Consider the following 15,918-nt stretch of genomic DNA (forward strand, 5'->3'; position numbering starts at 1 on the left):
CCCCCACACAATTCACAGTGCCTTTTTTTGAATTTGGACCTTTTTTGTATTGCAGGCATCTTCCAAACACTGCCAATATACTCCCTACAGAATTTCTTCTCATAGCAAGCATACGGGCTTCACGCCTAAGTCCTCTTCACACCGTTTCTTCTTTTCACACCTTCCATCATGGATAAAAAGATGATAAAACACGATCCTCAAAAAATATTTTTTGAAAAAAGCTTAAAACATCGCTTAGCGCCTCTGATAAACTGTCATCGTCTGTTTTTTATTTTTGAGCTTCAACCATAGCAGCACATACCGTATCGGCTCTCCTCCACCCCTCAAAGTTGATAAAACAGCCCTGAAATATGGCTTCACAAAGCAAAAACTTCAAAGGTGCAACACCAATTCAACTAACATCCTTGAATAAGAAATATTCCTTTCAAAACTCCTCCAAGCATTACCACGAAACATAAAAATCAAGCATTGTCGCAAAAGAGCTAATCAAGCCATTGCCAATAAACCGTTCTGCGTCACTCAATCACCCACCCCCACTCATATTTTTTGCTTTTTTACTTTGAATAAGCCATCCATCATACAGCCATTTCGAGCAACCACCGACAATATCATCAATCTCTCCTGAAATACTTTATGAAAAAGAAGAGAGCGAGGTTATTTTATCTCTAGCAGAAACTCTGAAATTGTTTTATATTAAGGAGGGTGTTCTGCGCTTCTCGACAGGAAATAATGTATTCCTGAGACCTTAATGATCTCCAAGGGAGCTGTCCCTGATCAAGCCCGTGGGCTTTTTCATATGGCGCCCACCTATTTGTATAGGTTCCCGGGATCAGCTTTTTCCATCGGCTGTTGTGGATCACCCTTTATTTATATAACTTTTTTACATCAAATTTTTCCAGCTAAAATTGAGAGCGTCCTTTTACATAAGACCAATGACGATACTCTCTTTTCAAGAAATAAAAATTACGATAAGCTTTATTTTATAAAACAGACAGCACTTACAAAATAATCCCCTCTGTGAATCTGCTTCACCCCTTCGCACGCAAGCAACGCAAAAGCGGCTTGTTGCACCAAAATACCCCCTAAAGAGCACACACTTTTTTTCATGCTTTTTTTTCATGAGCACAGCTCTTGTCCATACAGAGATTTACAAAACGCCAACAATGGATAAAATACCAGCATCTTATAAAACAATTGACGAGACAATGACAAATAATCCCCTCTGTGAATCTGCTTCACCCCTTCGCACGTAAGCAACGCAAAAGCGGCTTGTCGCACCAAAATACCCCCTAAAGAGCACACACTTTTTTTCATGCTTTTTTTTCATGAGCACAGCTCTTGTCCATACAGAGATTTACAAAACGCCAACAATGGATAAAATACCAGCATCTTATAAAACAATTGACGAGACAATGACAAATAATCCCCTCTATGAATCTGCTTCATCCCTTCGCACACAGCAACGCAAAAGCGGTTTATCGCGTCGTGATGCTCTTTTAACAGAAGAGCGTGCACTCTTTTCGCAGCGTGCTTGTTGCCACTTTATTGAATACCTTGAAAAGAAGGGAACCGATTTTTCACGCCTCATTTTAGCAGGCTATTGGCCCATTAAATCGGAAATTGACCCGCGTCCTTTACTGGATGCTGTAGCGTTACGCGGTGGGCATTTAGCCTTACCAGCAGTTCTTGATTCCACCACCATGATTTTCCGTGCATTTTTGCCCAGCACAATTTTAGAGCCCATGCGTTTTGGCACCTTTGGTCCGGGTGCAGACAATGACGTTGTTGCCCCCAATAATATTATTGTTCCGCTTTCTGCATTTGATCGTCAATGTCACCGTCTTGGCTATGGAGGAGGATACTATGACCGTGCTGTTGCAGCTCTTGAAAAACAAGGGCATCAAATGATATTATGGGGCATAGGATTTTCATGTCAGGAGGTTTCCTCTATTCCTCCGACAGAATATGATCTACAGGTACAAGGAATTTTTACAGAAAAAGGTTTCTTAAAATGTTAAAATGTGATTAAAGCGCCTATGCGTTTTTTATTTTTAGGTGACATTGTTGGTAGCACAGGCTGTAAAGCTGTTTTTGAATACCTTCCTCAACTGATTGAGAAATGGCAGCTTGATTTTGTTGTGGTAAATGGTGAAAATGCCTCTGGTGGTTTTGGTCTCACACAAGAAACGTATCAAGATCTTTTGATGACCGGTGTTGATGTTGTCACCACAGGTAATCATGCTTTTTCTCAAAAAGAAGCATTGCAGTATGCCCATGAGAGTGATCGTTTTTTACGCCCTGCCAATTTTTCGAAAGAAACTCCTGGAAAAGGTTCTGGTGTTTTTACGGCAAAAAATGGCGCCCGTGTTCTTGTCGCCAATCTGTTGGGCAACGTTTTTATGCCGTGTAAAGTAGAAGATCCATTTGAAACAGCGGAAAATATTCTGCTTGCCTGTTCGTTGATGGAGCAAGCCGATACGATTATTTTTGACTTTCACGCAGAAACGACAAGCGAGAAGCAATGTTTTGGCCATTTTCTTGATGGTCGTGTGAGTGTTATCGTTGGCACCCATACGCATATTCCCACGGCTGACGCGCAGATCTTAGAAGGTGGGAGCGCCTATTTAACAGATGCAGGCATGTGTGGAGATTATAACTCCTCTCTTGGAATGGATAAAGAAGAACCCTTACACCGTTTTCTTTATAAGACGAAGCAAGATCGTTTTGAACCGGCGTGTGGTCCCGCCACCCTTTGTGGTTTAGCGGTTGAGATTTCAGATCGCACAGGTTTAGCAGAAAAGGTCTCGGCGGTACGGATTGGTCCTCATTTAAAGCCTGAAGTTCCGGATTTTTGGTAGCTTCTTTTAAGCCGCCCCTTTGATAGTTTCTTTCCAAGATTTTCTTTTGAGAACTCTATTTGGCAAGACGACTTTTCCAGCCCTTCCCAAATCCTAAAAACACCCCGCCCTCCAATTTGCCTAATACAGCAACTATTCTAGCACAAATAAGTCACTCTTTTAAAAAAATAAAGGATAAAGGATAAAATTTTTCGTGATTTTTAAAACGATGAGAAGGAGGTTTTATTTGGACATTTCTGCGGGGGGGGGGGAGGAGAAATGTTAACCCCCTTCTCTAGAAAAAGCTTTATATAATAATTTATTATTTAGCAAGAGCCTCTTTAATCTTTTTTTTGATTCTAACGAAAATTTAATCTTAAAATTGCTTTTTGCTTTTTAGGTTTGAGCTCTCTAAAACTTTTCAAAAGGATATGCTCTTCTTTACTTGAAATCCTTTCATCACAGTAATACAAAGCATTTTCTTTTGTTGAGAGATCAGCGTAAAAAAGGCAATAGGAACATTGAGAATATCAGCAATTTCCTGTAAACGCCCAGCTCCTATACGATTAGAGCCTTTTTCATATTTTTGGATTTGTTGAAAAGTCACACCTAACTGGCTACCTAATTTCTTTTGCGACATTCCCAGCATTGCTCTTTTAAAGCGAATTTTTCTGCCTATCGAAATATCGTTAAAGTGTGGATTTTTAGTTTGCACGTCAAGCTCCCCTGCCGGTTGCGAGCGCCTCTTATGCGTATTCTGGGAGTCTGAAAGTACTGAGTTCAGTCAGCTTTTTTGCTTTTAGTGCTAGAGAGCACCTAGACATAGCAAAAACTCGCAGAATTCCGGGATACCTACAAGAGTAGGTTCATTTTATGATCGAACTTTAGGGCTTTCAGACCCTACTGATCGCTGCGTAGACGACCAAAGTCACCCTTTAAGGTATAAAGGAATTGGAGAAGATTAACAATAAAATTTAAAACAGTCTTTATTTGTATTTTTATAAGAGGCAGATAACCTCTCATTTTTGATTAAATTATGTGTGAACGAAGTGAGCTCTATTTATTGAAATAGGTATAAGATCATAATCAGGAGATGCTAGACGTAGTAAAAACCTTTCATAGGCATCATTAGCAAACAAGCAAAGAAATATCATGATGATACCACCAATGACCCTTGCTGTTTGGTGTTCATAGGGTGCTGCTCCTGCCGTGTATCCGAAAAAAAGAAAAAATAGGAATAAAGCCAAGCCACCAGCAAAGAAGTTTAAGAAGGCAAAAACTGGTTTACGAATGAATAATAAAATAAGGAAGATTGCGTAAAGCAACCTTTTAAATATCCAAACGAATATTCTACGTGTTATGTTGAACACCCCACGCATTATAATTGATAAGATACTCTTTTTATGTCTTAATTTTTTTGGTGTTTGTATTCTTAGCAGAAAGATCGTTTATGACTCCCCCATTTTCAAGCCACTATATTATAAAATATGTATTATAAAAATGATTTATCTCTAATTATATCATCCAAAAATACAACAATACTTTATTCATTTTAACTAAAAACAAGTGCTTTATTAAGAAGAAAAGCTATTTTCATTAGCAAGAGCTGTTAAATCCTTACGTCTAAAATAGATAGAGCGTCCACAACGAACAGGTGGTTGCCCTTGCATAAGAATAATCTGTTCGTCTTTTCGCATTTCTTGTGTTATTTCATGTGGATATATTAAAGGTCTATGCTGGGTGTTTATATTTTCTGTCCCTCTTGTATGGAATCCTCCTAGAGGTTTGCTTGAATCTTTCACTTCAATGGTCATTTGACCACATGCCTTAGATATATTTTCAGCAGTTTTAATATCTTTTATTGCGGCATAGCTTACAAAAGCACAATTTTCAAACCATGTCATAACGCCTGACGAACCGAAATAACGTTCTATTTGCTCTACAGACTCGTAAAAAAGCATGAGAGATATGCCATATTTGCGTCCACAATCACGTGCTTCTTCTAAAATGTTCATATATCTTAAAAGATCAGCATTATCTAAAATAAAGAGCGCTCTTTTTGCATAATTACCATTAGCAGCTTCCATAGCTCTGAGAAAAGAGCCAACAAGGACACGCCCAACACCTGGATAAGATTTTAAAATTTTTGAGGGGATATTTAGAAAAATATCAATATTTCCTTTTGTTATATCATTAGTTTTAAAGTCATACCCACTGATAAGATCTGCATAGTTAGAGAGTGAAAGCCATTGTATATCTTTTGCAGCAGTAGAATAGACATCTGAGAAAGTTTGTTCAGCCATATTTGTAAACACCCCAAGGGTTTCACGAATAAATTGGGATGGAGAATTTGATCGTATAGATTGCAATTTTCCAATCACGGATGGTTCTGGCATTGACATGATCGTATGAAGGGTTTTTAAGTTTTTTTCCTTTAATGTGTATTCATCAGAAAAGACAATATGCGCAAGTAGTCCTGTTAACAAATTATGTGCCTGTAATACAAAAAATTGATCAGTCGAAGTTGATTTGTCGTTTTCAGAAAGAAGGAGTCTAGCAACTTCAACCAACCCCGCTTCTCTTTCATAAAGGGGTAGATTTTCATCTAACAGCCAATCTAAAGGATTAAAAGTTTCCGTTGAAGAACCATGAGGATCAAGAACGTATACTTTTCTGTTTGACAGCTGCCTTGTTTTTTTTACCATTGGAGCGACTTCAGTTGAAGGGTCAAAAACGATCAGTGGACCGGAATATTTGAGACAAGTTGGAATAACATTACTGGTTGTTTTATAACTACCAGAACCAGCAAAAAATAACATATGGGTTGAATCAAAATTGAGTTTGTATGTCAACAATGGCTGGCGACCACCTTTTCCCCATGTTGTTTTGTCTTTAGGATTAAAAGGGACATCTTTAACAATATCTTTGTCGACTCTATAGCGCTCTCCTATGACGACTTCGCCATCACGAGGAAAAATCTTTTCAAGGCGTTTCATACTCATCCATTGAACACCACCAAAGATCGTATTTTTTGAAATTTTCAAAGGTGAAGCTTTAGGTAATGATAGTTTTATCGTGTAACCAAGGATAATAACGCCAATAACAACACCCCCTAAAACCATCCTATCAAAGAAAGGAAAAACATCCGCCCATGTCATATTATTTTGACCTACATAGGGACTAAGTCTGATATATTCATTTGCACTATAATAAGTTGCAAACAAACCAAAGATGATCATGGATGAAATAATGATATTTTTTCTGGTATGCCTTTTTTGTAATAAGATGAATGAAGAACATGAAAGTGCAATAAGGATTAAAATATCCAGTGGCTTTGATCTTACAAACCAATAAGCATCAGGCGTCGTTCCATTTTCTGTAATGTTATTGATGGTTATATTGACCAAAAAAGCTACAATGATTGAAAAGATGAGTGGCAATGCTAAAAATATAATCTGTTTTTTGTCTAATTTATTGACCATTTTCCCCCCTGCATACCAGAAAAAGCTTCTCTTCCTATTTTTTCGAAATTTTTGAATTTTTATCAAGTTTTGAAATGTAAAGCAAACCATCTTAAGATGAAAGACTTATCTGCCTCTCTAAGACGGGCTTTTATAAAAAGCTCCCCTAAACTAATTTTTTCAAGAATTTTTCCAAAGTTTCTTTGATGCTTCACGCGCTATTTAAATTTCTTACTTAACTCTTTTACGACACTGTATATGCTTCTTAACAGAAAAAAAACCAATAACAATACGCATTAGTGTTCACTGAAAAAAAAGCGCGGTTTATCATGTTGTGCCGTAAAACATTGTTGTTTAGAGCCGTGATATAAGGCATGTAAAACTTTCCATATTAAGTGTTTTTAGAGTGTGTAATAAATGGGCATGGCTTGCCCCGTAACGCCCTTTTTAAAGTGAACCACATGAATGGGTCAGGAGTAGGTCACCCCCCCCCGCCAACAGAAGCCGGACTGTTTACAGAGCAGCCTTTAAGTCAGGAATATGCATCCTTTAGAGCGTAGAGCGGGAGGAAATCAAACACAAAATTGCTTTCTGTTTTTGAGGTTTGAGCTCTCTAAAACTTTTCAAAAGGATGTGCTCTTCTTTACTTGCGATCCCTTCATCACAGCAATACAAGGCATTTTCTTTTGTCGAGAGATCGGAGTAGAAAAAAGAAATGGGAACATTGAGAATATCAGCAATTTCTTGTAAACGCCCAGCTCCTATACGATTAGAGCCTTTTTCATATTTTTGGATTTGTTGAAAAGTCACCCCTAACTGACTGCCTAATTTCTTTTGCGACATTCCAAGCATTGTTCTTTTAAAGCGAATTTTTCTGCCTATCGAAATATCGTTAAAGTGTGGATTTTTAGCTTTCACTTCAAGCTCCCCTGCCGGTTGCGAGCGCCCTCGCATTGGTATTCCGGGAGTCAAAAACACTGAATCCGAGTCAGCTTTTTTGCTTTTAGTGCTAGAGAGCACCTGGACATAGCAAAAACTCCCGGAATCTCGCGATACTTATAAAGCAGGCTAATGTTTCATCTTGGATTTTCAGGCTTTGGGTTCCACCATTCAACCACACTATACGACGAGAACCTTGGTGCTTGTTCATAAAATAATTTCTGGAGACCAGCAATAAAAATTAAAACAGTGTTTTTATCTCATGAGACAATCAAACACAAAATTGCTTTCTGTTTTTGAGGTTTGAGCTCTCTAAAACTTTTCAAAAGGATATGCTCTTCTTTACTTGCGATCCCTTCATCACAGCAATACAAGGCATTTTCTTTTGTCGAGAGATCCGTATAGAAAAAAGAAATGGGAACATTAAGAATATCGGCAATTTCTTGTAAACGCCCAGCTCCTATACGATTAGAGCCTTTTTCATATTTTTGGATTTGTTGAAAAGTCACACCTAACTGGCTACCTAATTTCTTTTGCGACATCCCGATCATTGTTCTTTTAAAGCGAATTTTTCTGCCTATCGAAATATCGTTAAAGTGTGGATTTTTAGCTTTCACTTCAAGCTCCCCTGCCGGTTGCGAGCGCCCTCGCATTGGTATTCCGGGAGTCTGAAAGTACTGAGTTCAGTCAGCTTTTTTTGCTTTTAGTGCTCATCGCACCTGGACATGGCAAAAACTCCCGGAATCCCGGGATACCTACAAAAGTAGGCTAATCTTATGTACTGAACTTTAGGGCTTTCAGACCCTACTGATCGCTGCGTAGACGACCAAAGTTACCCTTTAAGGTATAAAGCAATTTCAGGAAATTAGCAATAAAATTTAAAAACAGTCTTTATTTTATGAGCTCCACCCCCGCCTCTCAAACTTTTATGCCCGCTCGTAAAAACTCCAAAACCATGAAATAAAACCCACGTTTATTGAGATGACTAATAACCCTTTATTTTTGAGATCACACCTCCCAAAAGCACACCTAACAACATATCACCCCCTCTCAAAGCCATTCTTTGGAGCATATCTTTGAAAGCTTTACACTGTGATACGTTGGATTTTTGCGCCACAACGAGCCAATTTTTCTTCCAATCTCTCAAATCCACGATCAAGATGATAAACACGATTGACGATTGTTTCTCCCTTTGCTGCCAATGCTGCAATCACAAGAGAAACAGAAGCACGCAAATCCGTCGCCATGACAGGAGCCCCTTGCAAATTCTCTGTTCCATAGACAGTTGCCGTCTGCCCATCAAGCTTTATCTGTGCTCCTAAGCGATTGAGTTCTTGAACATGCATAAAACGATTTTCGAAAACCGTCTCTGTAATATGCGCGATTCCTTCAGCCCGTGTCATGAGCGCCATGAATTGCGCTTGGAGATCAGTTGGAAAAGCAGGATAAGGTCCTGTTTTAATATCAACGGGCATAATTTTGGTGTTCTTTGGATTTCGCTTAATATGAATTCCTTGAGGTTCTATTTGAATCTCGAGTCCTGTTTTTTGGAGCACCTTAAGCACCTTTGTGAGATGATTAGGATTTGCATTTTTAAGAAAGACATCTCCTCCCGTCATAGCAACAGCCATTGCATATGTTCCCGCTTCGATTCGATCAGCAATAACGCGTACTCTAGCACCGTTGAGTTTTTTAACCCCTTCAATTGTAAGCGTTGTTGTTCCTTCACCGGTTATTTGAGCCCCCATAGCATTCAGGGTTCGAATAAGGTTTGTCACTTCTGGCTCACAAGCTGCATTCTCAAGAGTGGTTGTTCCCTTTGCCATTGTCGCCGCCATCAGCAGCACATGGGTTCCACCAACAGTGACTTTAGGGAAACGATAGTGAGCACCTTTTAACCCCTTTAGCGCTTTTGCATGAACATATCCATTTTCGATAGTAATCTGTGCGCCTAAAGTTTTAAGTCCCTCAAGGATAAAATCGACAGGTCTTGTTCCAATAGCGCATCCTCCAGGAAGCGAAACATAAGCCTCTGCGCATCGTGCAAGCAGTGGTCCGATAACCCAAAAGCTTGCACGCATTTTTTTCACCAGTTCGTATGGTGCCCGTGTTGTGGCTATTTTTTGCGCCGTAAAATGAATTGTTCTTGAATTCACACATTCATCGTTAAACTCTTGTCCATCAACGGCATATCCAACACCATGATTATTGAGAATACGAATAAGCAATTCAACATCGGCCAGATGCGGAATATTTTCTAAAGTGAGCGTTTCTTCTGTAAGCAGCGCCGCAATCATAAGAGGCAATGCAGCATTTTTTGCCCCTGATATAGGAATTGTTCCTTGAAGTTTTTTTCCCCCAACAATTTGAATAGAATCCATCGTGTTTTCCCTCTTTTCCTTTGTGCCTGCCCTTCCAAAGGATTGTCCCCCTTCGGGAAGTTATGCTTTATTAATCGTTTTAGAACGCATTCTAACTATGAGAACAAATTATTGAGAAGTTTGGTTGCAAAAATTTACTAAAAAACATTTTTTTGCATTTTAGAGCTTTTTGCATTTTAGAGCTCTGGTTGTGCTCTTTTTCGGCTTTGCTCTTTTCGACGTTTCAGGTTTTGACGCAATTGTTGTGCCAATCTTTCTTGACGTCGTTTTGCTTTTTCATCTTGATGATTAATTTCATTTTGTTTTTGTTTTTGATGCATTTGTGTCATTGCGCAACCTTTTAAACAGTGTTGAGCTTCTATCCAAGCAACTCATAACCTTAAATATTTAAGCATATAAGAAACATATGTCATGACATAAGATACGTTTTCTTGCAAGAATATACAAATGTTCTCTTGCCTATTTTCTGACAATATGGCACAAGACAGCGCAAAGATTGAAAAGGGCTGCGGTAGCTCAGTGGTAGAGCACTCCCTTGGTAAGGGAGAGGTCGAGAGTTCAATCCTCTCTCGCAGCACCATTTTATTCTTCTTTTGCCTCTCTCTTCTTGCCCTTATAAGTCTTCCCTATAAGCCTAAATCTTTTCCCCAACCTTCATCGGCTTCATCAAATCCTCCATCCTTTAAACCATGCGCTTCAATAGCCTCAAAATCAGTAGCTTCAAAATCAAGAGCCTCAATGCCACGCTTAATCTCTAAAATGCCTTACGAACGGCTTTTGAAATTGACCGCCCCCCAAAGAATATCCCCCCACCCCTTTCCTTGCCTCCCCTCTCTTTCATTTCTGTAAGATTGTCCCCCTATCCTTCTCTTTACCAAGCCTCACTGTTGCAACAGCTCTTAGCACTTGAGACGGTATAGGCATTTTTATTTTTTCAATATTTTATTTCTTGAATATTTTTCCCCACAAGCTCACCCTGTTTGTAATATGCAAACAAACGATTTTACTTGATTCAATATAAGAGCGTCTGAATAAGAAGGGTTGAAATAAGAACATCTCACACTATTTCGGGCTCTCATTGAAATTCAAATTAAATCTCAATAATGAATTATTATAAACTCATTGTTTGAACATATCCCATTGATACCTTTATCCGCCCCAAAATGAATAATCTTATCTTTCTAGCCTCTCTACCCACCTCAAGCAACACAAGTATTCCCTGTAAAAATTAGAATAAGCTTCATCGATCCTATTCGTCATTTACAACAAATCTAACAGAGCCATTTCCAGAACCTCCTCTCAACGCCTTTCCCATTCTCCCCACCCCTTACCAAAAGAAAAAAAACAAACAGTGATACCCCTCCACAGTGAAGCTTTCAAGAAGCCACCCCACGCTCCCATATGGCAAAAATCCCATATACCAGACATCCCATATACCAGAAAATTGATAGCCCGCGGTTTCAAAGAAGATCCCTCATTACCAATTTTATACACTATGATTTTCCACGTGTTCTAAGCCATCCCTCTTTCAACACGCATCTTTTTTATACGAATACTTTGATTGATACAGATAGCGTTATTCCTCTTGCATAAGAATCCGAAGAGCAAAAAATTCTCTCCCCCTCTATTCTATTGAAATCAATCACTCCTCTTCGCTTACAGTTCACAAACAGAAAGATCCGTATGGCGAGAAACTTTCCAAGAAAAGCATATCTCTTCGTAAGAAGCCTCCCAGTAAACGAGATTATGAATCGTCTCAAGAGCTACAGCCCATGCCGCAATTTTGGCAACGGGCCCCCAATAGTACCAACTTACTTTTTCATAAAGTAAGATAGGGTGCGCAATGTTTATAATCTACAGGGTTTTATAACCTCTGGGGTTTATAATTTACGGGGCTTGACCGTTATACCCCTCACGATATTATTCACAAGCGGCAGTATGAAATTTATGAACGCCGGCATAAAATGGCTGTGAAATGAGCTTAGAGCGAGATATCTTTATTAAAACAAGTGCGTGAATGTACAACAACAACAAGTATATTTCATTTGGAGTATTTTGGATATTGCCTACTCTCCCCACCCTAGGACAACCATTTTGTCTACAGATCCCCTTATATATTCTGCATATTTTCTGCTGTCATATCTCCTCCAATAAGCTAAAACCCCACATATGCGGGGTTTTAGCCAGTACCACACCTTTATTTAGACACATTATGATCACTATAACCATTTTTATTAAATACGTTTTTACGTATATTTTCAACACAAAAATAACACATATTGATTTATTTAACAGAAATCAATTAAATATTCATGATAATCATTAAAAGTTAAAATGATGAAATTATTATTCAGAACGTACGTCATAATATTTATAACGTTTTTTTCTGTATTCATATTATTGGGTTGTACTCAAGTAAGCGACCTTGCTGAATACGATAGGCTTTACCAAAAATATGTCCATGAAAATTACACTCCTTTAGCATATTCTCAGAAATTAGAAAAAGCAAAAAAAGAGGTAGAATATTTAAAAGCGTATATGGAATGGACTGTAGACATACCCCATGACAAAAGTCAATTTTGGAGGCATTTAATAACATTGCCCAGTAATCCTCCAGAATTCAATATTTTTAAACATTATCACATATTGCTTGTTTTTTGTGGACGTTTTTTTGATTTATGGCAAGGTGATAAAACGATGCCCACACTTACCTTTAACGACTTACCAACAAGACTGAAGGATTTTAAAGCTAACGGGATGAAATACAGGAAAAATTGGGATTATATAGAAAATATTTTCCTCAAAGCAAAGTTTGAAACAAACTTTGATGATCCAATGTTTGCGTACGCAGAAAAATTTTTGGATTCCCCTAATGGCATTAGTCGAAAAGAACAAACTCTCCAGACAGAGCTGCTCATAATAGGCAATGAACTCACTCGTTTTAGAAACACAGCAACAATGTGCGTTATGGCTAGAGAGGTATACCTTGCCATGATGCCCAAAGAAAATGTAAAACCGCCCGTAAGATATAGCACTTTTGAAAAATGGAAGCAGTATTTAAAAAATCTTTAAACGGATCATAAAATGCCTTTCAAAATACTTCTAAAGAACCATTAAGCCCCCCTCACAATGACTATAATCAGGCACAAAGAGGGTATAAAAAACAATGTTAATTAAACAGTCTTTATTGAGAAGCGTCTTAATTATCGCTCTTTTAACAACGCATCTTTTTTATTCTTCAAAGGGATATACTCATTCGAATGAAGTGTTCTCTTCAAAAGAAATTACAGAAAGAGAGAGTTTCTTCCGCATTTTCCTTGTTAATGGAAGTCGCTGGTGGGAAGAAAAATTCTACCAAATTCTCTGGATAGAAAAAACATTTTTTTTGGAAAACAAGCAGCAGTTATCGCAACCGCTCTATGAAAAACATGTCAATATAATAAAAAAATGGCAGAATATAATCAAAAAACGACATCATGTATTTAATACTCTGTGCACCCTTATAGAATTAGAAATAGATGCAATGCGACATGTGAATGAAGCAAAACACTCTCATAAGCATACACATCTCTCAAACCTTATGAAACACATAGAGACATATCAAGAGCGTATAGTTAAAAACAAGAAAGAACTTGAGAAACTTGATCATGAAATTGAGATCTTATACAAAGTTATCATAGAATATACAAAATTACCATAAACTTTGATCTATTCATTCCATAACTTTATGAAAAGTGCTTCTCAAAGGATATCTTTTATTTTCAAGCACTTTGAACTATCTATCGCCATCTTTAGATACAGAGTGCCAAAGTACAGTAACGTTATCATACAATTTGTTGTATTTTACCAACACAAAATAACACATATTGATTTATTCAACAGAAATGACTTATAAAAGCTCATCAGAAACAAACGACAATAAATACCTTATGTTTAAACACTTTATTTTCTTCGCTATCGTAATAAGCGCTGTTTTATTTACGCATCATACAACGAGTGGATGTACAACAGATGGTCTTTTTGTTGGAAGTACTTCTCCGATCAATTGTATTTCAAAAGAATATATAAGACAGAAAATAAAAAAGAAGCTATTAGAAAAAGAACGCGAAAGAGAATGGTTAGAGCTTGAACAATTTTCTGTTAGCGCTTGTCCAGGTGGAAAATTTCCTGTTTATCATGGCTTTTCTATTATCGATTGTGTTTTGAGAGGAAGAACTAAAACAAAATCGTCTTAATCAAAATCATTTTAATAATGAAATTAATATAATGAACTTATTCCTGCAATGGTTTATCGTAGCATTCGTAATAACAACGATAATGTCTGTTCCCATAAGTTTACTTTGGCGTTTTAGATTTAAGGTTTCTGCCTGTTTATTTACAATAATGACAACCTTGGCTATTATTGCCGTCCCTTTTACATTTGATTTATCGTCTCTCTTTTAATCTATTTTTGTAAAAAATATTTCTAAAATATTAAAAACACCCTGCATTTTTAAGCGTTTTGAACTGTATCTCCTCTCATTTAGAGACAATAGCCCCAAGTACAGCCATGCCACTCAATACAATGTTCACCATATTTCTAACATAAAAATAACACATGTCGATACATTCAAAAGAGATCAATTAAACGATCTTATAAAATAAGAGCAATACACAAAGTGGCTGTATTTAATGATAGTAAATGAAGACGATTATTATGGAATTCTTGGTGTAAGCTACGCATGCAACGATAAACAGATAAAATCTGCTTTTCGTAAATTAGCTCTGCAATACCACCCTGATCATAATTCTAGTACCGAAGCAGAACAAAAATTCAGAAAAATTTGTGAAGCCTATGAAGTTCTTAAAGATCCTCAAAAGAGAGCTGCTTACAATCAGTTCTATCATAAAACTTTTAAAGATAATGACAAGGCTTCTGAAATTAGTAGAAAGCAAGAGAACAGACGACAAGATAATACCGAGCATGTAATTGGTAGTATCATGAATGTAATTTTCATTATTTGTGGAATAATACCTATATTTCGTTTTTTACGTGGAATATACCACTAGGAATAATAAGTATAGGGTTATTAATTTTCATCAGTATAAAAGGATATTTGGTAAATATTGGTGCATTTATCTTCGGGATCATACTAATATCATTTATCAAAGTTATATGGAGAAGTATCTATTGATCAGTGCTTTTGAAGAGCTTTAAGATCAGTCCCGCAGTGAATTCACAAGGTGTGGTAATTTTTGATTTTCTATAACAAGGTAGTGTAGAAAAACATAAAGATTATAATGTCTCTATCCGTTCTTTTCTTATTCTCCCGTTTCCTCCACCCCTCTATTTTTTTCCACAACCTGCCCCCAATCTTTTCCCCAACAAGCCCACTTGACTCCACACAGACTTTTTCTCATGCCCCTACATCCTTTTCCCATATCGGCTAAAAAAAATCCCCCAAGCCCCCGCAAAGCTCTCTCCCCCCAAGAACGAAAGCATAACGTACACCATTGTCACAGCAATGAAAAAGCAACTCAGCCCATCATTGCCACTCCCCCACAGTACTCACCACAAAAGCACCCAAAATCACACCACCATATCTCTAAACAACTTGGCCTTACTCCCCATTCTCGTTTTCCCCTCCAGCATACCGCGCCGCCTTGCATGCGCTCCAAGCACCCTTTCTTTCCCCATTTTCCCACCATGCTTTCACATTCATGACCAAGCTCTTTGTGCTCCCTGCACTCTTTGCGCTCTTTGCTTGCACCCTCCTCCAACACAAAAACCAGCTCTTTTCCTCCTTGAACGTGCCTTTTTATAGGTTGGAACCTGTCTGCACTGCTGCTTCCCTTCCCCCTAAACCTCATTTTTGTTCTCTAGCATGCTTTCGTGTCACTCCAAGTCACAGGATAACGACCTGCCCCCTTCATCCCCACTATTTCCTCCTCATCCCGCTCCAACATTTCTCTTCCCAAAGCCGCGTATCTCCCCCTTTTCCATATCGGCTAAGAAAATCCCCCAAGCCCCCGCAAAGCTCTCTCCCCCCAAGAACGAAAGCATAACGTACACCATTGTCACCACAATGAAAAAGCAACTCAGCCCTTTCATTGCGGCTCCCCCAACACTCACCACAAAAGCACCCAAAATCACAGCCTCCATACCTCTGAACACTTAGCCTTACTCCCCATTCTCGTTTTCCCCTCCAGCATACCGCGCCGCCTTGCATGCGCTCCAAGCACCCTTTCTTTCCCCATTTTCCCACCATGCTTTCACATTCATGACCAAGCTCTTTGTGCTCCCTGCACTCTTTGCGCCCC

Annotated in this window: 14 protein-coding genes, 1 tRNA gene, 1 other RNA gene and 2 pseudogenes; 9 read left to right on the plus strand and 9 right to left on the minus strand. The window is 38.2% G+C overall.

Going from position 1 to position 15,918, the window contains the following annotated elements:
- The first annotated feature begins 701 nt into the window (after positions 1–701).
- The 3 genes from ssrS (at position 702) to ACFINL_RS06425 (ending at position 2,858) form a co-directional block, all read left to right on the plus strand.
- A non-coding RNA gene (gene ssrS / locus ACFINL_RS06415) (6S RNA) lies at positions 702–862 on the plus strand.
- 550 nt (positions 863–1,412) lie between these two features.
- Positions 1,413–2,018 (plus strand): 5-formyltetrahydrofolate cyclo-ligase, encoded by a 606-nt coding sequence (locus ACFINL_RS06420; RefSeq protein ID WP_375611694.1) that lies wholly within the window; start codon positions 1,413–1,415, stop codon positions 2,016–2,018.
- 18 nt (positions 2,019–2,036) lie between these two features.
- The gene (locus ACFINL_RS06425; protein ID WP_375651110.1) at positions 2,037–2,858 is read left to right on the plus strand and encodes a TIGR00282 family metallophosphoesterase; all 822 of its coding nucleotides are present in this window, start codon (positions 2,037–2,039) and stop codon (positions 2,856–2,858) included.
- 338 nt (positions 2,859–3,196) lie between these two features.
- On the opposite strand, the pseudogene ACFINL_RS06430 reads toward ACFINL_RS06425, so the two are convergent.
- The 6 genes and pseudogenes from ACFINL_RS06430 to ACFINL_RS06455 form a co-directional block, all read right to left on the minus strand.
- A pseudogene (locus ACFINL_RS06430) lies at positions 3,197–3,552 on the minus strand (helix-turn-helix domain-containing protein).
- 859 nt (positions 3,553–4,411) lie between these two features.
- The gene (traG, locus tag ACFINL_RS06435; RefSeq protein WP_375651113.1) at positions 4,412–6,319 is read right to left on the minus strand and encodes a Ti-type conjugative transfer system protein TraG; all 1,908 of its coding nucleotides are present in this window, start codon (positions 6,317–6,319) and stop codon (positions 4,412–4,414) included.
- Positions 6,320–6,847: 528 nt separating this feature from the next.
- On the minus strand, positions 6,848–7,318 hold the full coding sequence (locus ACFINL_RS06440; RefSeq protein WP_375651116.1) for a helix-turn-helix domain-containing protein: 471 nt from the start codon (positions 7,316–7,318) through the stop codon (positions 6,848–6,850).
- 179 nt (positions 7,319–7,497) lie between these two features.
- Positions 7,498–7,890, minus strand: coding sequence for a helix-turn-helix domain-containing protein (locus tag ACFINL_RS06445; RefSeq protein ID WP_375636922.1), 393 nt, complete (start codon positions 7,888–7,890; stop codon positions 7,498–7,500).
- A 432-nt stretch (positions 7,891–8,322) separates the two neighbouring features.
- Positions 8,323–9,618, minus strand: coding sequence for a UDP-N-acetylglucosamine 1-carboxyvinyltransferase (gene murA / locus ACFINL_RS06450; RefSeq protein WP_375611654.1), 1,296 nt, complete (start codon positions 9,616–9,618; stop codon positions 8,323–8,325).
- Between the two features lie 176 nt (positions 9,619–9,794).
- Positions 9,795–9,947 (minus strand): hypothetical protein, encoded by a 153-nt coding sequence (locus tag ACFINL_RS06455; protein ID WP_375607050.1) that lies wholly within the window; start codon positions 9,945–9,947, stop codon positions 9,795–9,797.
- Between the two features lie 176 nt (positions 9,948–10,123).
- Between ACFINL_RS06455 and ACFINL_RS06460 the strand changes: the two genes are divergently transcribed.
- The 6 genes and pseudogenes from ACFINL_RS06460 to ACFINL_RS06485 all read left to right on the plus strand — a co-directional run.
- Positions 10,124–10,198 (plus strand) — tRNA-Thr (locus ACFINL_RS06460).
- Between the two features lie 1,754 nt (positions 10,199–11,952).
- Positions 11,953–12,690, plus strand: a complete 738-nt coding sequence (locus ACFINL_RS06465) for a hypothetical protein (protein WP_375611651.1) — start codon at positions 11,953–11,955, stop codon at positions 12,688–12,690.
- 94 nt (positions 12,691–12,784) lie between these two features.
- The gene (locus ACFINL_RS06470; protein WP_375651120.1) at positions 12,785–13,318 is read left to right on the plus strand and encodes a hypothetical protein; all 534 of its coding nucleotides are present in this window, start codon (positions 12,785–12,787) and stop codon (positions 13,316–13,318) included.
- A 229-nt stretch (positions 13,319–13,547) separates the two neighbouring features.
- Positions 13,548–13,853: a hypothetical protein gene (locus tag ACFINL_RS06475; RefSeq protein WP_375651123.1), complete on the plus strand. Its 306-nt coding sequence runs from the start codon at positions 13,548–13,550 to the stop codon at positions 13,851–13,853.
- Positions 13,854–13,884: 31 nt separating this feature from the next.
- Positions 13,885–14,061 carry a hypothetical protein gene (locus ACFINL_RS06480; RefSeq protein ID WP_375651127.1) on the plus strand — a complete coding sequence of 59 codons (177 nt, stop codon included), beginning with the start codon at positions 13,885–13,887 and terminating at the stop codon, positions 14,059–14,061.
- A 228-nt stretch (positions 14,062–14,289) separates the two neighbouring features.
- Positions 14,290–14,529, plus strand: a pseudogene (locus tag ACFINL_RS06485) (DnaJ domain-containing protein); the annotation flags it as partial.
- A gap of 390 nt (positions 14,530–14,919) precedes the next feature.
- On the opposite strand, the gene ACFINL_RS06490 reads toward ACFINL_RS06485, so the two are convergent.
- From ACFINL_RS06490 to ACFINL_RS06500, 3 genes are all read right to left on the minus strand, one after another.
- A complete protein-coding gene (locus ACFINL_RS06490; RefSeq protein ID WP_375651131.1) occupies positions 14,920–15,072 on the minus strand; it encodes a hypothetical protein in 153 nt (50 codons plus the stop codon).
- A gap of 63 nt (positions 15,073–15,135) precedes the next feature.
- Positions 15,136–15,468 carry a hypothetical protein gene (locus ACFINL_RS06495; protein WP_375651134.1) on the minus strand — a complete coding sequence of 111 codons (333 nt, stop codon included), beginning with the start codon at positions 15,466–15,468 and terminating at the stop codon, positions 15,136–15,138.
- A 79-nt stretch (positions 15,469–15,547) separates the two neighbouring features.
- Positions 15,548–15,772, minus strand: coding sequence for a hypothetical protein (locus ACFINL_RS06500; protein WP_375651138.1), 225 nt, complete (start codon positions 15,770–15,772; stop codon positions 15,548–15,550).
- Positions 15,773–15,918: the final 146 nt, after the last annotated feature.

The organism is Bartonella sp. AA78NXGY (assembly GCF_042197005.1).
Lineage (GTDB): Bacteria > Pseudomonadota > Alphaproteobacteria > Rhizobiales > Rhizobiaceae > Bartonella.